Source organism: Halorubrum sp. T3 (assembly GCF_000296615.1).
Lineage (GTDB): Archaea > Halobacteriota > Halobacteria > Halobacteriales > Haloferacaceae > Halorubrum > Halorubrum ruber.
The window spans coordinates 79,357-95,625 of the sequence record NZ_ALWQ01000008.1 but is presented as its reverse complement, the minus strand read 5'-3'; the positions used below and the strand labels follow the sequence as shown (position 1 = coordinate 95,625).

At 69.4% G+C, this 16,269-nt stretch carries 13 protein-coding genes and 1 tRNA gene; 5 read left to right on the top strand and 9 right to left on the bottom strand.

Annotated elements, in window-relative coordinates; translation table 11 throughout:
* Window positions 1-108 precede the first annotated feature (108 nt).
* The 3 genes from B378_RS0100455 to B378_RS0100445 form a co-directional block, all read right to left on the bottom strand.
* Complete coding sequence (locus B378_RS0100455; protein ID WP_017341875.1) at window positions 109-1,113, bottom strand: histone deacetylase; 1,005 nt, start codon at window positions 1,111-1,113, stop codon at window positions 109-111.
* Window positions 1,114-1,545, bottom strand: a complete 432-nt coding sequence (locus B378_RS0100450) for a histone family protein (RefSeq protein ID WP_004599099.1) — start codon at window positions 1,543-1,545, stop codon at window positions 1,114-1,116. It abuts the gene before it with no gap.
* A 97-nt stretch (window positions 1,546-1,642) separates the two neighbouring features.
* The gene (locus B378_RS0100445) at window positions 1,643-3,148 is read right to left on the bottom strand and encodes a single-stranded DNA binding protein (protein ID WP_017341874.1); all 1,506 of its coding nucleotides are present in this window, start codon (window positions 3,146-3,148) and stop codon (window positions 1,643-1,645) included.
* Between the two features lie 286 nt (window positions 3,149-3,434).
* Here B378_RS0100445 and B378_RS0100440 point away from each other — a divergent pair.
* A tRNA-Arg gene (locus B378_RS0100440) sits at window positions 3,435-3,507 on the top strand.
* 786 nt (window positions 3,508-4,293) lie between these two features.
* Here the strand turns inward: B378_RS0100440 and B378_RS0100435 are convergent.
* Entirely contained in the window at window positions 4,294-6,129 is a 1,836-nt protein-coding gene (locus B378_RS0100435; RefSeq protein WP_017341873.1) for a cation:proton antiporter, read from the bottom strand.
* A gap of 461 nt (window positions 6,130-6,590) precedes the next feature.
* Here B378_RS0100435 and B378_RS17205 point away from each other — a divergent pair, with 461 nt between their 5' ends.
* Both B378_RS17205 and B378_RS0100425 read left to right on the top strand, forming a co-directional pair.
* Window positions 6,591-6,878 (top strand): hypothetical protein, encoded by a 288-nt coding sequence (locus tag B378_RS17205; RefSeq protein ID WP_237738301.1) that lies wholly within the window; start codon window positions 6,591-6,593, stop codon window positions 6,876-6,878.
* A 132-nt stretch (window positions 6,879-7,010) separates the two neighbouring features.
* On the top strand, window positions 7,011-7,676 hold the full coding sequence (locus tag B378_RS0100425) for a DUF309 domain-containing protein (protein WP_017341871.1): 666 nt from the start codon (window positions 7,011-7,013) through the stop codon (window positions 7,674-7,676).
* A 41-nt stretch (window positions 7,677-7,717) separates the two neighbouring features.
* Here B378_RS0100425 and azf read toward each other — a convergent pair whose 3' ends face one another.
* The 4 genes from azf to B378_RS0100405 all read right to left on the bottom strand — a co-directional run bounded on the left by azf (window position 7,718) and on the right by B378_RS0100405 (window position 12,537).
* Window positions 7,718-8,620: an NAD-dependent glucose-6-phosphate dehydrogenase Azf gene (azf, locus tag B378_RS0100420; protein WP_017341870.1), complete on the bottom strand. Its 903-nt coding sequence runs from the start codon at window positions 8,618-8,620 to the stop codon at window positions 7,718-7,720.
* Between the two features lie 121 nt (window positions 8,621-8,741).
* The gene (sepF, locus tag B378_RS0100415) at window positions 8,742-9,092 is read right to left on the bottom strand and encodes a cell division protein SepF (protein WP_017341869.1); all 351 of its coding nucleotides are present in this window, start codon (window positions 9,090-9,092) and stop codon (window positions 8,742-8,744) included.
* Window positions 9,093-9,167: 75 nt separating this feature from the next.
* Window positions 9,168-11,924: a DNA mismatch repair protein MutS gene (gene mutS / locus B378_RS0100410; RefSeq protein ID WP_017341868.1), complete on the bottom strand. Its 2,757-nt coding sequence runs from the start codon at window positions 11,922-11,924 to the stop codon at window positions 9,168-9,170.
* 58 nt (window positions 11,925-11,982) lie between these two features.
* The gene (locus tag B378_RS0100405) at window positions 11,983-12,537 is read right to left on the bottom strand and encodes a hypothetical protein (RefSeq protein ID WP_017341867.1); all 555 of its coding nucleotides are present in this window, start codon (window positions 12,535-12,537) and stop codon (window positions 11,983-11,985) included.
* Between the two features lie 313 nt (window positions 12,538-12,850).
* Here B378_RS0100405 and B378_RS0100400 point away from each other — a divergent pair, with 313 nt between their 5' ends.
* Window positions 12,851-13,747 carry a hypothetical protein gene (locus B378_RS0100400; RefSeq protein ID WP_017341866.1) on the top strand — a complete coding sequence of 299 codons (897 nt, stop codon included), beginning with the start codon at window positions 12,851-12,853 and terminating at the stop codon, window positions 13,745-13,747.
* 64 nt (window positions 13,748-13,811) lie between these two features.
* On the opposite strand, the gene B378_RS0100395 is transcribed toward B378_RS0100400, so the two are convergent.
* The gene (locus B378_RS0100395) at window positions 13,812-14,342 is read right to left on the bottom strand and encodes a hypothetical protein (protein WP_017341865.1); all 531 of its coding nucleotides are present in this window, start codon (window positions 14,340-14,342) and stop codon (window positions 13,812-13,814) included.
* A gap of 394 nt (window positions 14,343-14,736) precedes the next feature.
* On the opposite strand from B378_RS0100395, the gene B378_RS0100390 reads away from it, so the two are divergent.
* The gene (locus B378_RS0100390) at window positions 14,737-16,254 is read left to right on the top strand and encodes a VWA domain-containing protein (RefSeq protein ID WP_026046101.1); all 1,518 of its coding nucleotides are present in this window, start codon (window positions 14,737-14,739) and stop codon (window positions 16,252-16,254) included.
* Window positions 16,255-16,269: the final 15 nt, after the last annotated feature.

Here is a 16,269-nt window from a genome sequence, read left to right as displayed (position 1 = left end):
CCAGAGAGTGAAGCGAGCGAAGCGAGCGGAACGACCGAGGTTCAAATCCCGCTCCGGGCGTCTTTCGCTGCCGCAAAACGAACGAGGAGCGGTAGCGACGAGCGCGCCCTACAGGTCCAGTTCAGCCAGCAGGTCGTCGACGAGCGACTCCGTTTTCGCGTCCGGGTCCTCGTCGGTGGCGACGGGCGTCCGGCCGTCGTACGTCTCGTGGACCATGGAGACGCCCTCGGCGAGCGTGTCGAGGCCGTAGCCGCCCTCCAGCACGTACGCGTCGGCGGCGCCGACGTCGTCGGCGAGCGTCCGGATCCGATCGGTCAACAGCGCGTACCCCTCGGAGGAGACGCGCATCCGCGAGATGGGGTCGTGGCGGTGCGCGTCGAACCCCGCCGAGACGATCAGCAGGTCGGGGTCGAACCGGTCGACCGCGGGCGCGATCCCCTCGTCGACGGCGTACAGGTAGTCGGCGTCTCCGGCGCCGGCCGCCAGCGGGAGGTTCGCGGTGGTCCCCTCGCCGTCCCCTTCGCCGGTCTCGTCGAGGTCGCCCGTGTCCGGGTACAGCCCGTCCTCGTGGATCGACGCGTAGAACACGTCGCCGCGGTCGTAGAAGATGTCCTGCGTGCCGTTCCCGTGGTGGACGTCCCAGTCGAAGATCGCGACGCGGTCGGCGAGGTCCTCGTCGAGCGCGGTCTGGGCCGCGACGGCGGCGTTGTTGAAAAAGCAGAACCCCATCGCGTCGTCGGTGACGGCGTGGTGGCCCGGCGGGCGGCCGATGGCGAACGGCGTCCGTCGACCGGTCGAGCCGTCGAGCGCCTCGCGGGCGGCCCACTGGGCGAGCCCGGCCGAGGTGAGCGCGGCGTCCCACGTCCCGTCGCTGGCGACGGTGTCGGGGTCCCAGCTCCCGCCGCCGTCCGCCACGAACGACTCCAGCTCGTCGACGTAGTCGGCGTCGTGGACCGCCGTGACCGCCGCCTTCTCCGCGGGGTCCGCCTCGACGTACTCGACGCCGTGTCGCTTCGTGAGGCCGCGGCGGATCGCGCGGAGCCGGTCCGGGTTCTCCGGGTGTCGCTCGCCGGTGTCGTGGTCGAGACACCGCTCGCTGTAGCCGAACCGCATCTACTCGAAGAGGGCGAAGTACGTCTCGATGTCCTCGGCCTGTACCGTTCGTCGGTCCGCGTGGCGGGCCAGCGTCGCGGCCGCGCTCGCGACGTTGTCGGCGTAGTCCTCTAAGATGTCGGCCAGCGCGACCCGCGCGTCGACGCCGACCCGGTACCGGTCGTCGATCCGGAGCCGAGCGATCCGGTCGATGGGCGCGACCGGCAGCGTGAGGTCTTCCCGGCTGACGACCTGCTCGACGCCGAAATCCGCGGCCATCAGCGTCTTTCGACCGTCGGCGGTCGCCCGCTCGGCCGCGTCGACGGCCAGCTCCGCGCCGTGCGACTGGATCCGTCGCGCGAGCTCCTCGGCGGCGTCCGCGCTGACGCGGAGTTCCCCCGCGTTCCGCCGGATGATCCCGTCGACCGGCGCGAACGGCAACTCGACACTCATACACACAGACGCGTCCGTGTATCGTATAACGCTTTCCGTTAGCCGCATCCCCGCCGGATCCGGACGGGGACCGCCGGGGCCAGAAGACGCGTCCGCCTCAGAACACGTCGTCGGCGTCGATGGTGCCGTCGCGCTCCGGCCCGCGGACGGTCACCTCCTCGCCGAGCCGGAGGCTCGCGTCGGTGTCCACCGTCTTCGTCCGCTGGCCGTCGTCGAGGACGACCGGGTCGCCGGTCTGGACGACCGTCCCGGTGAACTCGACGTCCTCGCTCGACCGCTCCGCCGTCGCGGCCGCGGCGCCGCCGCCCGCGCTCCCCGCTTCGCCCTCGCCGCTCTCGCCGGCGACGGCCTCGGCGGCCGCCTTCCGTCCGTCCTCGGCGAAGGCGCCGAGACCGGTCTCGTCCGCGTCGCGGTCGCCGCCGTCGCCGCCGGCCCGGTTCCCCCCCGAGGCGCCGGATCCGGTCGCGCCGTCCGCGGCGCCGGCCGCCGCGTCGCTCCCCTCGTCGAGGACGGTGACGGTCGAGCGCCAGTTGGCGGACGCCTCCAGGTCGTCCTGCCAGCCGTCCTGGATCTCGACGTCGGTGAAGACGACGCGGTCGGCGAGGTCGATCTCGCGGTCGGCCTTGTCGCCCCACAGCGCGACGCGGATCTCGCCCGTCTCGTCTTTGATCCGGACGTTGCGCACCTGCCCCTCGCTGCCGTCGTCGCGGTCGAAGGTGCGCACCGGGTCCGTCTCGATGACGCCGCCGCCGACGTCGACGGTTTCGCCGATCTCCAGGTCGGCGATGTCCGTCGTCTCCGGGACGTACTCGACGTCCTCGTCGACGCGCTCGACGGTGCCGCGGTCGCCGACGTGGAGCTCCAAGTCCCCGTCGCGCTCGCGGACGTAGCCGTCGCCGACCTCGACGACCTCGCCGGCCTCGAACTCCTCGGCGAGGTCGGCCTTGCCGTCCCACAGCGTTACGCGCACGCGCCCCGTCTCGTCGCCGACGGTGAGGTTCGCTACGCGCCCCTCGCTGCCGTCGTCGCGGTCGAACGTCCGGATCGAGTCAGTGTCGAGCACCTGTCCGACGAGGTTGACGTCGGAGGCGCCGAGCGTGAGGTCCTCGACGCGGTAGGTGTCGAGTACCTGCACGTCGACCTCGGCGTCCTCGTCGGGTTCGACCTTGTCCGCGCTCACTTCGAGCCCGCTGTACCCCTCCTTCGGGCGGCCCATGACGCGGAGCACCTGTCCGACCTCCAACTGCTCCTCGGCGGCGGCGGCCATCTCGTCCCACAGCGCGACCCGGACAGAGCCCGAGGCGTCCGCGACGTCGATGTTACACACGCGGCCCTCCTCGGCCTCCTCGTCGTCGCGCTCGAAGGTTTTGACCTCGCCGATGGCGGTCACCTTGCCGAGGAACTTCACGTCGTTCATCCCCGGCTCGATGTCGGCGATGGTGTCGGCCTCCTCGTCGCGCAGCTCGTGCGCGATGAGCATCGCGGCGGTCTCCTCGTCGGCGAGCCCGCCCATCTGCTCGACTTTGTCCTCGACAGCGGCCTCGAACTCCTCGAACTCGACATCCGTGTCGAGGTCCTCGTACACCTCCTCTATGGCTCCCATACGCGTACCTCCGTACTCTGTGAGTTCGCAGATAAGCGTTGCCGTCGGTCCGGGCTCGCGCCGGAGTCCGCCCGACCTGCGGAGCGACCGGTTCGGGTCGCGGTCGCGGCTCGAAGGCGTCTCATAGAGGCGCATGGGGCCCGTTGGTACAAAAGGTGTTCATCCCGCGCCGCGAGTGCGCGTTCGTCTACTCCACCCTTCGTCCCGCGCCGCGTGCGTGCGGACCGCAGGCACGCGGCCGCCGGACCGTAACCGTCTTAAGTTCTACCGCGGTACGTGGAGATGAGTCCTGGTAGGGTAGTGGACTATCCTCTTGGCTTGCGGAGCCAGGGACCGGAGTTCAAATCTCCGTCAGGACGTTTCTTTCAGCACAACGCTGCGAGCGTAGCGAGCAGCACGTGCTGAAAGAAACTCCGCGGAGATTTGAGCAGGAAAGTCGCAGCGGCCGAGCGAAGCGAGGCCGACCGTCTTTCCGAGTTCAAATCTCCGTCAGGACGTGCCTCACGCTCGCTTCGCTCGCGTGAGACTCCGTCAGGACGTTCTTTAGTCATTATCTCACGACGATTGCGAGCAGTGTGTAGGTCTTGCGCGACATACTCAGTCAATTCTTGTTTTGAAAAGCGGTGGCGCGCGCCTCCGAGCGCCCATCGGGCGCGAGGAGCGCGTGCGAGGGAGTCGGCCGGCCGGAGCGAAGCGGAGGCCGGTCGACGAGGCTGGGGAGGCGTGAGGTGCGGTGTTGTGCGGTGCGGGGCGGGACTCAAAGGGGCAGCCGGGAGGGCCCCGCAGGCGACGCAAGCACCGCAGGGAGCGAACGGAGTGAGCGACCGAGGAGCGCAGCGAGCGTACGGGGCCCTCCCGGCTGGGGCTTTGGCGGTGTTCGCCGCCGATCCGTAGTCGGTTGTTTATAACTGAGTGGCTGGAGGTTAGGCGGTGTCCGCCACCGATTCGAGGTAAGCCATTTATAAGTGTCCGGCTGGAGGTTAGGCGGTCGTCATCGCCGTTTCTCGGCTCGCCGTTTATAAGCGAGGTGTCGGAGATTGAGCCGGAGTCACCGAATCAGCTCCGCCCATTTATAAATGACCGACCGCCAGTGCGACGCACCGTACCCTCGCTTAGTAGCCGACCCGAACCACCCACTCTACGTCTTAATCGTGCGGGTGGAAGCGGTCCATCGCTTGGCGGACCGCGTCGGTGTCGCCGATGAACGTCACGTGGTCGCCGATTTCGAGGACGGTGTCCGCGGAGGGGACGTGGTTCTCGCCGTCGCGGCTGACGACGGCGACGAAGGTGCCGTCGGGGATCTGCGCGTTGAGGTCGCGGATCGTCTTGCCCGCGAACTCCTTCGAGGTCACCTCGACCTCTTGGACGTCGTGGCTGTCGCCGAGCTCATTCATCCAGTGGGTGAGCGCGGGTCGCTCGATCTCGTCGTCGATGGCGACCGCGGTCGCCGTCGAGGCGTCGATGCCGGTGACGCCGATGCTGTCGAAGGCGTCGACGTTGTCCGGGTCGTTCACCCGCGAGTACACCGAGGCGACGTCGAACTTGGTGATCGCGAGCTGGCACGCGAGGAGGTTGATGTCGTCGTCGCTCGTCGTCGTGATGAACCGCTTGGCGTCCTCGATGTGGGCGCCGCGCAGCGTCTCCGTGTCACTGCCGTCCCCCTCGTAGACGGTGTACCCCTCCGAGCGCGCGCGCTCGGCGACGTCCGGGTCCGACTCGACGACCACGACGTACTCGCCCCTGTTCTCCAGTCGCGTGGCGAGCGCCTGACCGACCCGACCCCCGCCGATGATTATCGTACGCATTGGTGACACTCCGAGGAACTCTCCGATCTGCCGCGCGAGCCCCGCCTCGACGAGGACCGTCGCGAAGATGACCGCGAACACCGTGCCGACGAGCAGTTCGCCGGCGGCGATACTGCCCGCGAGCTCCAACTCGATGGCGAACAGCGTCGCCACGCTCGCCGGGATGATCCCCCGCGGTCCGACGCTCGCGATGAACAGCCGCTCCGGCCGGGTGAACCGCTCGACGCCAACGGTCGCGAGGAACGCCCCCAGCGGCCGGAGAACGAGCATGATGACGGCGACGAGCGCGACCACGCCGAGGCCGAGCCCCGCGATCGCCTCGACGTCGATCAGCGCCGCGAGCGAGATGAACACGAACGAGAGGACGATCGAAGTGGTGTTCTCCGCGAACTTCTCTATCTCCTCGCGGTTGTCGATCCCGAGGTTCCCGAGGAGGATCCCGCTCGTCGCCGCCGCCGCGATGCCAGCCTCCGCGGCGACGGCCTCCGCGGCCGCGAACGACCCGATCGCGGCCGACAACACGAGGAACTGCGACGCCTGCACGTCGCGTTCGGGGACGAGGTCGCTGTCCAGCAACACGTAGATGATGACGGTGGCGAGCAGCCCCGCGGCGACGCCGACGCCGAACCGCTGGAGGAAGGATAGCACCGTCGCGGGGACGCCGAGGTCGTCGAGCAGCAGCGTTTCGAAGATGACGACCGCGACGATCGCGGCCGTCACGTCGTTGACGATCCCCTCCGTCTCCAGCGCGGTCGCGACGTGGTCCCGGACCCGGACCACGTTGAGGATCGGCGTGATGACGGTCGGCCCGGTCGCCACCAGCAGCGCGCCGATCAGCAGTGCGATCTCCCACGTGCCGTCGGTGAAGGCGCGGACCGCCGCCGCGGTGCCGAGGAACATCACGACCGCGCTGATCGTCACCAGCCGGAGCGACACCGTCGACGCGCGCCGGATCCGGTCGAACTGAAGCGCGAACGCCCCCTCGAAGACGATGATCGCGACGCTGAGTCCGACGATGATCTCCAGTCCGTCGCCGAACGTCTCCAGCGTGACCAGCCCCAGCAGCTCGGGCCCCAACACCACCCCGATCGCGAGGTAGAAGATGACGCTCGGCACCCGGAGCCGGTGAGCGAGGAGCTGGACCGCGAGCCCCGACACGAGTACCACCGCGATCACCGGCAGCAGGCTACTGGACACGTCTACCGGGGATACGCGCCCCGTCTCCCTTAGTGTACTGGTGGGCGTGCCGGTCGGCCGGACCGGGGCGACAGGGAAAGCACGCTATTGTATCACACACACAAACAACTATTAATTCGGTTCCGTTACTCGGTGGTACCACGCCCGGCAGGTCCCCCCACCGCCGGGTCGAACCCATGACCGTCCGCGACCCCATCCCCACGTTCGCCCCCCGCCGGAGCGTCCGGAAACGGGCCCGCGGACCGGTCGCCGCTCTCCTCGGCGCCGTCGCCGCGTGACCCCGACGCGGGGACGGCCGACTCGTCCGCCGTGACGAGCGCCGTCTTCTCCCGACGCCCCGAGACCCCGCTCCGCCGTCAGTGTCCCGCTGCGCGCGGGCAGAGGCGGCCGAACCGACACCCTGCGAGGCGTCCGCCTCGCACCGCACCCACGATCCGACGATGAACGCAGACCGATCCCCCTCCAGACGCACCGACCACCCCGACTACCCCGACGCGAACGCGGGCCCGCACCCGGCCGAACCGCTCCCGTCGCGCGGCGCGATGATCGCCTTCGCGGCGCTGCCGGTAATGACGATCGCGGTCCTCTCGTTCCCGGTCGCCGCCGCGGTCGCGCTGGCGGCCCTCTGCGGCGCCGTCGCCGGCGCGGCGCTCGCCCGACGGTACCCGAGCGCGGTCAGCCGGACGCTCCGCCTCCCGGCCGACGACGGCGCCGTCCGAGAGGCCTGACCGCCGGCAGGGGCAATCGACTCGCCGACTCACCGCTGACGGTTCGCCCCTCCTTCCCCGCTGACGCTTCCCTCTCCGCTTTCCCGACCCCAGAACTCGCCATTTATCACTCGCCGCCGCCGACCGCGAGGCGTGACCGACCGCGACTCCGCTCCGGACCGAGGCGCGCGCGACGCCCTCTCCGCGTCAGTCGCGATCACCGCCGGCGCCGCGCTGTTCAACGAGGGGGAGTTCCTCGCGGCGCGCGACATCTGGGAAAGTAAATGGCAGCCATCGGACGACGGCGATAGCGACGACGGCGAGCGACTGCGTCGGGGGCTGGCCGCGACCGCGGCGGCGACGCACCGCACGAGCGACGGCGACCGCTCCGGGGCGGCGGAGCGCGCGGACGACGCCGTCGCGGCGCTGGCGAGCGTCTCCGATCCGCGTGGGGTCGCGCTGGGGCCCGTTCGGGAGTGGGCGGAGCGGCTCGCTTCGGCCCCCGAAAGGGCGGATTCGGCGACCGCGCCGCGGATCCGGATCGACGACGAGACGCCTGACTTCGACGGTCTATCGCTCGCTGCGGCCGGGGTCGCGGCGCCGGCGCTCGCGAGGGCTGACGAGCCGGGCGACCCCAAGGTACTCGCGACCGCGGCGGAGTTCGCTCGCGAGGAGCGCGGAACGGGACGGACCGAGTTCGCCGAGCTGCTGTTCGCGTACCTCCGGACGCCGGACGCGCGGCCGCAAGTGGCCGCGCGGCTGGGCGATCACGTCGAGCGCGAGGCGCGGAAGCGGCGCGACGTCGACGGCCTGTTTTAGCCGATTCGACCCGAGAAGCGGGCAACGGCCCGTCGAACCGGTCAGGCGTCGTCCGGGTCGGCGGGGAAGTTGGGTTCGGCGGGCGACTCGGGTGCGGGCCGATCGGCGTCCGACGCGAACGAGTCGTCGTCGTAGCGATCGCCGTCTGCCTCGGTGTCGCTGTCGGACTTTGGTTTGCCCTCGAAGGTGTAGTCGGCGGAGTTGTCGGCGGGGTCGTAGCCGAGCGCCTCACGGGCGCGCTCGATGGAGTAGTAGCGACGGTCGTTGTTCGAGATGCCGTACACGATCTCGTAGCCGTACTCGGCTTGGAGACAGCGGTCGAACAGGTGCGCGCAGTCGCGGTGCGAGAGCCACATCGCCTGCCCCCGCTCGTACTCTCGGGGTGGGTGGTCCTTGGTGAGGTTCCCGATGCGGACGCAGACGACGCTCATGTCGAACTCGTCGTGGTAGAAGCGCCCGAGCGACTCGCCGGCCGCCTTCGAGACGCCGTAGAGGTTGCCGGGGCGGGGGAGCTCGCTGCCGTCGAGCCGGTAGTCGTCCTCGGGGCGGTAGAGGTCCGGGGTCCGCTCGTCCGTCTCGTAGCCGCCGACGGCGTGGTTCGAGGAGGCGAACGCGAACCGCTCGACGCCCGCCTCGGCGGCCGCGCGCATCACGACCTGCGTCCCGTCGATGTTGTTCCGGAGGACGGAGTCCCACGGCGCGGTCTTCCGTGGGTCGCCGGCGAGGTGGATCACCGCGCCGACGTCGGCGACCGCCTCGCGGACGGCCCGCTCGTCGGTGATGTCAGCGACGTACCGGTCGGCGTCGGTGACCCCGTCGGGCACCTTCGCGGCCGGGAGCGGCTCGCGGTCGAGGAGCCGCCAGTCGTACTCGTCGCCGAGACCGCGGAGGATGGCCTGTCCCACCCGTCCGCCGGCGCCCGTCAGCAGGACCGGCTCGTCCATTCGACTCTACGTGGGCGGGAGAACGGCATATATGACACGGTTCGACCGGTGGGACCGAATCGGGTGCGGAAAAGCGAGATCGCGAACGGAGAGACGGACCGAGACCGCCTGACTGCGGCGCTTACAGCTTCTGCCGTGAGACCTTCACGCCGGTCGGAGTGACGATGATCTGGTCGTCGCCCTTCTGGACGATGTCGCCGTCGACCTCCTCGACCACCTGGCGGAGCTCGTCGTAGACGTGTTCTATCGTCCGGTCCGACGTGGAGTGGCGGGTGATGTCAGCGATGACGAAGTCGCCGTCGTACACCGCGTCCTTGATCGGGATGACGTCGCTCTGGTCGCCGATCTCGGCGAAGTGTACCTGCGTGCCCGTCTCCGCGTGCGCGTCGGCGAAGTCGTCCGCGTCGAGCTCGACGTAATCGTCGACGGAGCGGCTCCCACCCCCGCCGAGGATCTTGCTCATGATGCCCATACACACCACACGACGAGGTTAGACATTAGTTCTTACGTCAGACGCACCCGAATCGGGCGCTCGGATCCCGGCGGGTCAGTCCAGCCGGTCCTGCCACTCCTGGACCCGCGAGAGCAGCTCCACCGGGGGGGTCTCCGCGACGTCGACGTCGCTCAGCTCCTCGATCACGGCGCGGGCCTCGGGGTCGAACTGCTCCGCCGTCCCGGCGTCGGAGCCGGACGCTCCGGGTGTCGACGTCGCGTCAGCTGCGGCGTCGCCGTTCCGCGAGGCAGGGCTTGGATCCGCCTCGGAGCCGGCCTCCCCGGAGCCCGCGAACGACCCCGACGAGAGGTCAAAAACGACCTGCTGCGTGCCTTCGCCGCCGTCGCCGTCGGAAGATGCACCGTCGCCGACCTCCCCGCTCCGCGAGCCGCGGGCCTCGATCGCCTTCTCCTCCCGGAGCCGGTCGAGGACCTCGTCCGCGCGCGAGACGACGGGGTCGGGGACGCCCGCGAGGTCGGCGACGTGGACCCCGTACGAGCGGTTCGTCGGGCCGTCGCGGACGGTGCGGAGGAAGGTCACTTCGCCGTCACGCTCGTCGACGGCGACGTGGACGTTCGCGACGCGCGGGAGGTGGTCGGCCAGCGTCGTCAACTCGTGATAGTGGGTGGCGAAGAGGGTCCGCGCCCGGACCTCGTTGTGGAGGTACTCGGTCGCGGCCCACGCGATGGAGATGCCGTCGTAGGTGGCCGTGCCGCGGCCGACCTCGTCCAAGATCACGAGGGAGTCCTCGGTCGCCGAGTGGAGGATGTTCGACAGCTCCTGCATCTCGACCATGAACGTCGAGCGGCCCTGCGCCAGCTCGTCGAGCGCGCCCACGCGGGTGTAGATGCCGTCGACGAGCCCCACCTCGGCGGCGCGGGCGGGGACGAACGACCCGGCCTGCGCGAGCAGCTGGATCAGCGCGGCCTGGCGCATGTACGTCGACTTCCCGCTCATGTTCGGGCCGGTGACGATCAGGAAGCCGCGCTCGGCGTCGAGCCGGAGGTCGTTCGGGACGAAGTCGGTCGTCCCCTCGACGACGGGGTGGCGCCCGGCCTCGACGTCGAGCCGGCGCTCGTCGGTGAGCTCCGGGCGCGTCCAATCCCGCTTGGCGGCGTGGGTCGCGAGCGAGGCGAGCGCGTCGAGCTCCGCGATCGCCCGCCCGGCGTCCTGGAGCAGCTCGGCGCGCTCGGCGACGCGCTCGCGCAGCGCCTCGAACAGTTCGTACTCCAGCTCGCCGCGGGCCTCCTCCAGGCGGAGGACCTCCCGCTCCTTCTCGTCGAGCTCGTCGGTGACGAACCGCTTCGAGTTCTTCAGCGTCTTGATCTCCCGGTAGTGTTCCGGGACCTGATCCGCGACCGACTTCCCGACCTGAATGTAGTAGCCGTCCGTCTTGTTGCGGTCGACGGTGACGTGGCTGAGCCCGTGCTCTCGCTTCTCGCGCTCCGCGAGCCCGTCGAGCCACGACTTCGCGGACTCGTGGCGCTCGATCAGCTCGTCGAGCTCCTCGTCGTACCCCTCCTTCAGCAGTCCGCCGCCCGTCTTCGCCTTCGGCGGGTCCTCCGCGAGCGCCTCGGCGAGCTCATCGCGCAGGTCGGCCGCGGCGTCGCGGTCGACGCGGTCGAGGACGGCGGCCGCGGGCGAGTCGGCGAGCGCGGTCCCCCCTATCGCGTCGGCGAGGTCCGGGAGCAGCGCGAGCGTGTCGCGGACCGAGAGCAGTTCGCGCGCGCCCGCGCTCCCGCTCGTCGTGCGCGCCGCGAGCCGTTCGAGGTCGTACGCGTCGCCGAGCACCTCGCGGAGCCGGTCGCGGGCGAGCGCCGCAGACGCCAGCGCCTCGACCGCGTCGAGGCGGTCGGCGAGCGTCTCGCGGTCGCGCCGCGGGCGGGTGAGCCACTCGCGGAGCAGGCGCCCGCCGGCGGCCGTGACGGTGTGGTCGACGGTGTCGAACAGCGATCCGTCGGCGTCGCCCCGCATCGTCTCCGTGATTTCGAGGTTGCGCTGCGTGGTCGCGTCGACGTCAACGCGGTCGTCGGCGCCGTAGGCGGTGAGGCGCGTCATCGAGGCCAGCACGCCTGCACCCGTCTCCTCGACGTACGAGAGGACCGCGCCCGCGGCCCGGACCGCGAGCTCGGAGTCGAGCCCGACGCTGTCGGTCGTCTCGCGGCCGAACTGCTCGCGCACGGCGTGCTGCGCGCGGCCGGTCGCGAACGCCTCGCCGTCGAAGGCGGTCACGCGCCCCGAGAGGTCCTCGCGGACCGCCCCGAGGAGGTCGTCGTCGTTGCGGACCTGCGGCCCGGGAAGCACCTCCGCAGGGTCGAACCGGTACAGCTCGGCGCGCAGGTCGCCGCCGTCGTCGACCGTCGTCGCGAGGAACCGCCCCGTGGTCACGTCCGCGAACGCGAGCCCGTAGGGGCCGTCGGCGTCGGAATCGGTCCCCTCGTACCGCACCACCGCCGCGAGGTAGCGCGCGTCGTCGTCGCTCGTCTCGAGGACGGTGCCGGGCGTGACGACCCGGACGATTTCGCGGGCGTGGTCGCCGCCGTCGGTCTCGTACTGGTCGGCGACCGCGACGCGGTAGCCGCGCTCGACGAGGGCGTTCACGTACGGCGTCAGCTCCGACAGCGGCACGCCCGCCATCGGGTACGACGAGCCGTGGGAGGACTTCTGCGAGATGCTCAGGTCGAGCTCGTCCGCGACGAGCTCCGCGTCGTCCGCGAAGAACTCGTAGAAGTCGCCGCACTGCATCGCGAGGACGTCCGCGTCCGTCTCCGCCTTGAGATCGAGGAACTCCCCGACGATCCCCGTTGCCATATGTCCGTACTCCCGCCGTGTGAGCGTAAAACCCTGCGGGTGTCGGGCCGAGCTGGAACTATCCGATCCGGTTGCGGCGCGTCACCGTTCGGTGGATCAGACCGGAGACGCCGAACACGAGCGCGAAAAGCGTCGCGTACGCGTACCCCGAGACCGCGCCGAACGGGACGGTACCGACCCACGCCGCCGTCGCCAGCAGCCCGCACACGACCGCGAGCCCGACGTAGTACTCGCTCCAGAGGATCTCGTTGTCCGAGACGATCTCCAGGTACACCTCCAGCTGGCGGCTCTCCTCGGTGAGCGACACCAACCCCCGGTCGGACTCGTAGTCGATGAAGCCGCTGGCGGCCAGCTTCGGGAGGTGCGACTGGTGAAGCGCCGTGTACACTCGCTTGCGCTGCTTGTACGTCACTTCGGGGATCTCGAGGTCGTTCTCCCACGCCGCCAGCTGCTCGGCGATGTCGCGGACGCGCGCCTCGGCGCCGTTAGTTTTCAGATACTTGATCACGTTCCGACGCCGCGCGTTGCTCAGCGCCGTGAACACCTCGTCGCGCGACGGACCGTCCGCGTCAGCGAGCGAGCGCTCTTCCGACCCAATGAGTTGCGGTGTCATGGCTCACCCATTTGTATTGTAAGTAGATTAAGCCGACATTACATATCACTTTCTGTTAGTGTGGCAGCGAGTGCGATCGCAATAAATCCGGTTCGAAGAAGACTCAGAAAACAGTTTGAAAGCCGATATAATGGTGATTTTGAAATAAAGGCGCTATTTAGCGAGCTGATTTTGCCCGATATCATAATTATTCTGTAACGATCGGATCGGGGATGAGGCCCGCGGCGGCAGTAGCGGCGTACGCGGCGGCAGTAGGCGGCGCACGCGGTGGTAGGCGGCGCATACATAGGCGGGTAGGCGCCGTTCGAGCGGTATGAACGCGTCACGAGACACGGCCGCAGGTCGCCTTCGAGAGCCCGCGCGCGTCGCCGTCGATCGACTCCGACAGCCCGAGTACACCGGGGAGAACCGCTGTCTCCCCTGTACGATCGTCAACGTCGGGATCGCGGCGGTCGGGGCGACCGCGGTGGCCGCGGTCGGTGCGCCACTCCTCGGCGCGGCCGGGTTCGGCGCCGCGCTCGCGGCGATCTGGCTGCGCGGCTACCTCGTGCCGGGTACGCCCGAACTCACGAAGCGGTACCTCCCCGAGCGCGTCCTCGCGCTGTTCGGGAAAACGCCCGGTTCGAGGGGGATAATCGCCCGTCCGTCGGGCGAGGTCGATCCGGAGACGTACCTGCTCGACGCCGACATCCTCGTCGAGACGCCCGCCGCCGACGACTTCGTGTTCGCGCCCGAGTTCGCGTCGGCGTGGCGGGCGGCGGCGACGGGCGAGCCGAGGGACACTGGCGTCGACGGGGACCGAAGCGACCGCGATGACGTGGCGGCGCTCGCGACGCTTACCGGGATCGACGCCGACGAGCTGGCGATCGACTGGTACGAGGGCGTCGGGTTCGCGTACGCGGGCGACGAGAAGATCGGTCACTGGGAGTCGCGCGCGGCGTTCCGGGCGGACGTCGCGGCCGACCGAGTGCTGACGGCGACCCGCGGCGACTGGACGACGCTGGCGCTCGCGGACCGCAGCGCGGTGCTCGGCGCGCTCAGGCTGTTCGTCGATGAGTGTCCGAGCTGCGCCGGCGAAGTCGGGCTCGAAGAGCGCGTCGTCGAGTCCTGCTGTTCGAGCTACGACGTGGTCGCCGGACGATGCGCCGGCTGCGACGCGCGGCTGTTCGAACTGCGCCTCCCCGAGTCGGTCGCGGCCGCCGCCGAGTAGGGGAGACCGACGGTTCGGATACGAGAGCGGAGTACGACGGAGAAGGAGTCCTTTTTCGAGCCCGTCACCGGAGCCGAAGCTGCCGGAGCACCGAGAAGCGGTTGACCCACAGCTGGACCGCGCTGGCGGCGGCGAAGGCGCCGAGTCCGAGGCTGGTCCAGAGGATCGGGTCGACGGCCGACACGAGCGGGACGTCGAGGAGCGCCGCGAGCACGACGAGCAGCGAGCCCACGGCGAGCGCGCGGTAGAGTTCCGACCACGTCGCGCCGCCGGGCGCGAGGATCTCCGTGTAGAGCCGCACGTCGCGCGCGCGGCGAGAGAGTTCGATGGTCTGCGTCTCGCGGTCGTACGCTATCACGCCCGCGTCCGCCAGCTTCGGCAGGTGCGTCTGGACCAGCGAGGTGTACACGCTCTCGCGAGCGCGCTTCGGCGGCGGGCTCTCGCCGGTCTCGCGGCCCGCGACGAGCGTCGACAGCTCGTTGACCGAGACGGGCCCGCCGACGGAGCTGAGCTGTTCGATCGCGCGCCGTCGGCGCTCGTTCGCGAGGATGGAATACACTTGTTCGGCCGGTAACACGTCGTTTCGGAGTTTCATGAGGTAGGGGTCCGAAGGCCGCGCTCGGCGGCGTCCGGGTTCTGTCACTCAGTGCGACTGATGAGGGTATATGTATGCGCTCGATACCCGTGGGAGCCGCCGATCGAGGGGGGAAAGTACGGCGTCCCTGTCGGATCCGACCCAACAAGTACGGTCTCCGTGCCGCGTTCGGCGGCAGCGGTACGGCGCACCTACCGGCAATAACCACCGGAGTAGGGACGCCGGACCGTCGGTCGAACGGACTCTTTGACCTGCGGCGTGAGACGTTCTATCGGTTGGAATCGGGCGTTCGACGGTGACGTGGATGTTCGTAACTACGTGGGTACCCCCCGGAGGAGAGAGTAACCGATTCGGTCAGCCCAGCGCGGACGGGGGGCGAGTCGGGAGAGAAACCATGAGCCAAGACACAAACGACACAATCGGACTCTCGCGGCGCAAGGTGCTCGCGGGCCTCGGCGCCGTCGGCGTCGCGTCCGCGGGCGCGGGACTCGGTACTACGGCGTACTTCAACGACACCGAGTCGTTCACTAACAACACGCTCACCGCGGGCGAGCTCGACCTGAAGCTGGATTACAAGTCGACGTACCTCGGCGGTCCCGGCCGTTTGGACGACATTCGGGCGATGGGGTACGCCGGCGGCGACGAAGAGTTCTTAGCGCAGGATCTCGGCGACGGACAGTACCTGATCGGCCAAGCGCCCAGCCCCGGGGACATGCAAGAATGGGAAAACTACGTGCAGGACGACGAGATGTTCGACTTCTGTTCGCCCGAGGCGGACGAGTTCCTCGTCAACGGCGACGGGATCCCGATCTTCACGCTCGACGACGTGAAGCCCGGCGACTCCGGCGAGGTCACGATCAGCATTCACATCTGTGACAACCCCGCGTACCTCTACCTCGCGGGCGAGCTGACCGAGAACGCGGAGAACGGTCAGTCCGAGCCCGAACTGGAAGACGAGGGCGAAGACACCGACGGAGTCGGCGAACTCGCCGACGCCATCGAGGTCTGCGTCTGGTACGACGAGGACTGCGACAACGTGTACGAGCCCACCGGCACGGGCCAGCAGCAGGAGCTGGAGGTCGCCTTAGTCAGCGACGTTTCCGGCTCGATGGGCGGATCCGCGCTCTCCTCGCTGAAGACGGCCGCGACCAGCTTCGTCGGGAACCTCTCGTCGCCCGACGAGGCCGCGGCGATCTCGTTCAATTCCGGCGCGTTGACCGACCAGGAGCTGACGACCAACTACCAGGCTGTTCAGAACGCGATCAACAACTACACCGCGGGCGGCGGCACCTCGATCGCCGCCGGTATCATCGAGGGCGAAGACGAGCTCCTCAACGGCACCATCGCCACGCCGGGCGCGTCGAAGGTGATGATCCTGCTGAGCGACGGGCAGTCTAACGAGACCGCCGCGACCGACGCCGCGACCGACGCCAAAAACAACGGGATCCGCATCTTCACCATCGCGCTCGGGAACGCCGACACCGGTCTGTTGGAGAGCGTCGCCAGCTCTTCCGACGACGCCTTCGTCGCGCCCGACCCGTCCGACCTCGACACCGTCTACGCCGAGATCGCGCAGATCGTCCTCGCGGGCGAACAGAAGATCCTCTCCGGCACGATGAGCGAGGTCTTCGCGGAACTGGCCGACGGCGAGGCGCTCGACGGCAACCGCCAGGAGGAGGGTCGGCAGCCGTACCCCGGCGCGACCACGCAGTGCATCGGCTTCGAGTGGACGCTCCCGGCGGAGGTCGGCAACGAGATCCAGACCGACTCCGTGAGCTTCGATCTGGCCGTCTACGCCGAGCAGTCGCGGCACAACGACAACCCGCAGGTGGCGTTCAACGGGACCGACGTGAACAGCACCAGCCCCGGTCCCGCCCCCAACGGCACCGGCAACGTGAGCGATCCGAACTAGCTCCTCGGAGCGACG

Coding starts and splice junctions, on each gene's coding strand:
- B378_RS0100445 (WP_017341874.1), bottom strand. CDS start 3,148: ATGGGAGCCATAGAGGAGGTGTACGAGGACCTCGACACGGATGTCGAG.
- B378_RS0100400 (WP_017341866.1), top strand. CDS start 12,851: ATGAACGCGTCACGAGACACGGCCGCAGGTCGCCTTCGAGAGCCCGCG.
- B378_RS17205 (WP_237738301.1), top strand. CDS start 6,591: ATGAACGCAGACCGATCCCCCTCCAGACGCACCGACCACCCCGACTAC.
- B378_RS0100395 (WP_017341865.1), bottom strand. CDS start 14,342: ATGAAACTCCGAAACGACGTGTTACCGGCCGAACAAGTGTATTCCATC.
- sepF (WP_017341869.1), bottom strand. CDS start 9,092: ATGGGCATCATGAGCAAGATCCTCGGCGGGGGTGGGAGCCGCTCCGTC.
- azf (WP_017341870.1), bottom strand. CDS start 8,620: ATGGACGAGCCGGTCCTGCTGACGGGCGCCGGCGGACGGGTGGGACAG.
- B378_RS0100450 (WP_004599099.1), bottom strand. CDS start 1,545: ATGAGTGTCGAGTTGCCGTTCGCGCCGGTCGACGGGATCATCCGGCGG.
- B378_RS0100390 (WP_026046101.1), top strand. CDS start 14,737: ATGAGCCAAGACACAAACGACACAATCGGACTCTCGCGGCGCAAGGTG.
- B378_RS0100455 (WP_017341875.1), bottom strand. CDS start 1,113: ATGCGGTTCGGCTACAGCGAGCGGTGTCTCGACCACGACACCGGCGAG.
- B378_RS0100405 (WP_017341867.1), bottom strand. CDS start 12,537: ATGACACCGCAACTCATTGGGTCGGAAGAGCGCTCGCTCGCTGACGCG.
- mutS (WP_017341868.1), bottom strand. CDS start 11,924: ATGGCAACGGGGATCGTCGGGGAGTTCCTCGATCTCAAGGCGGAGACG.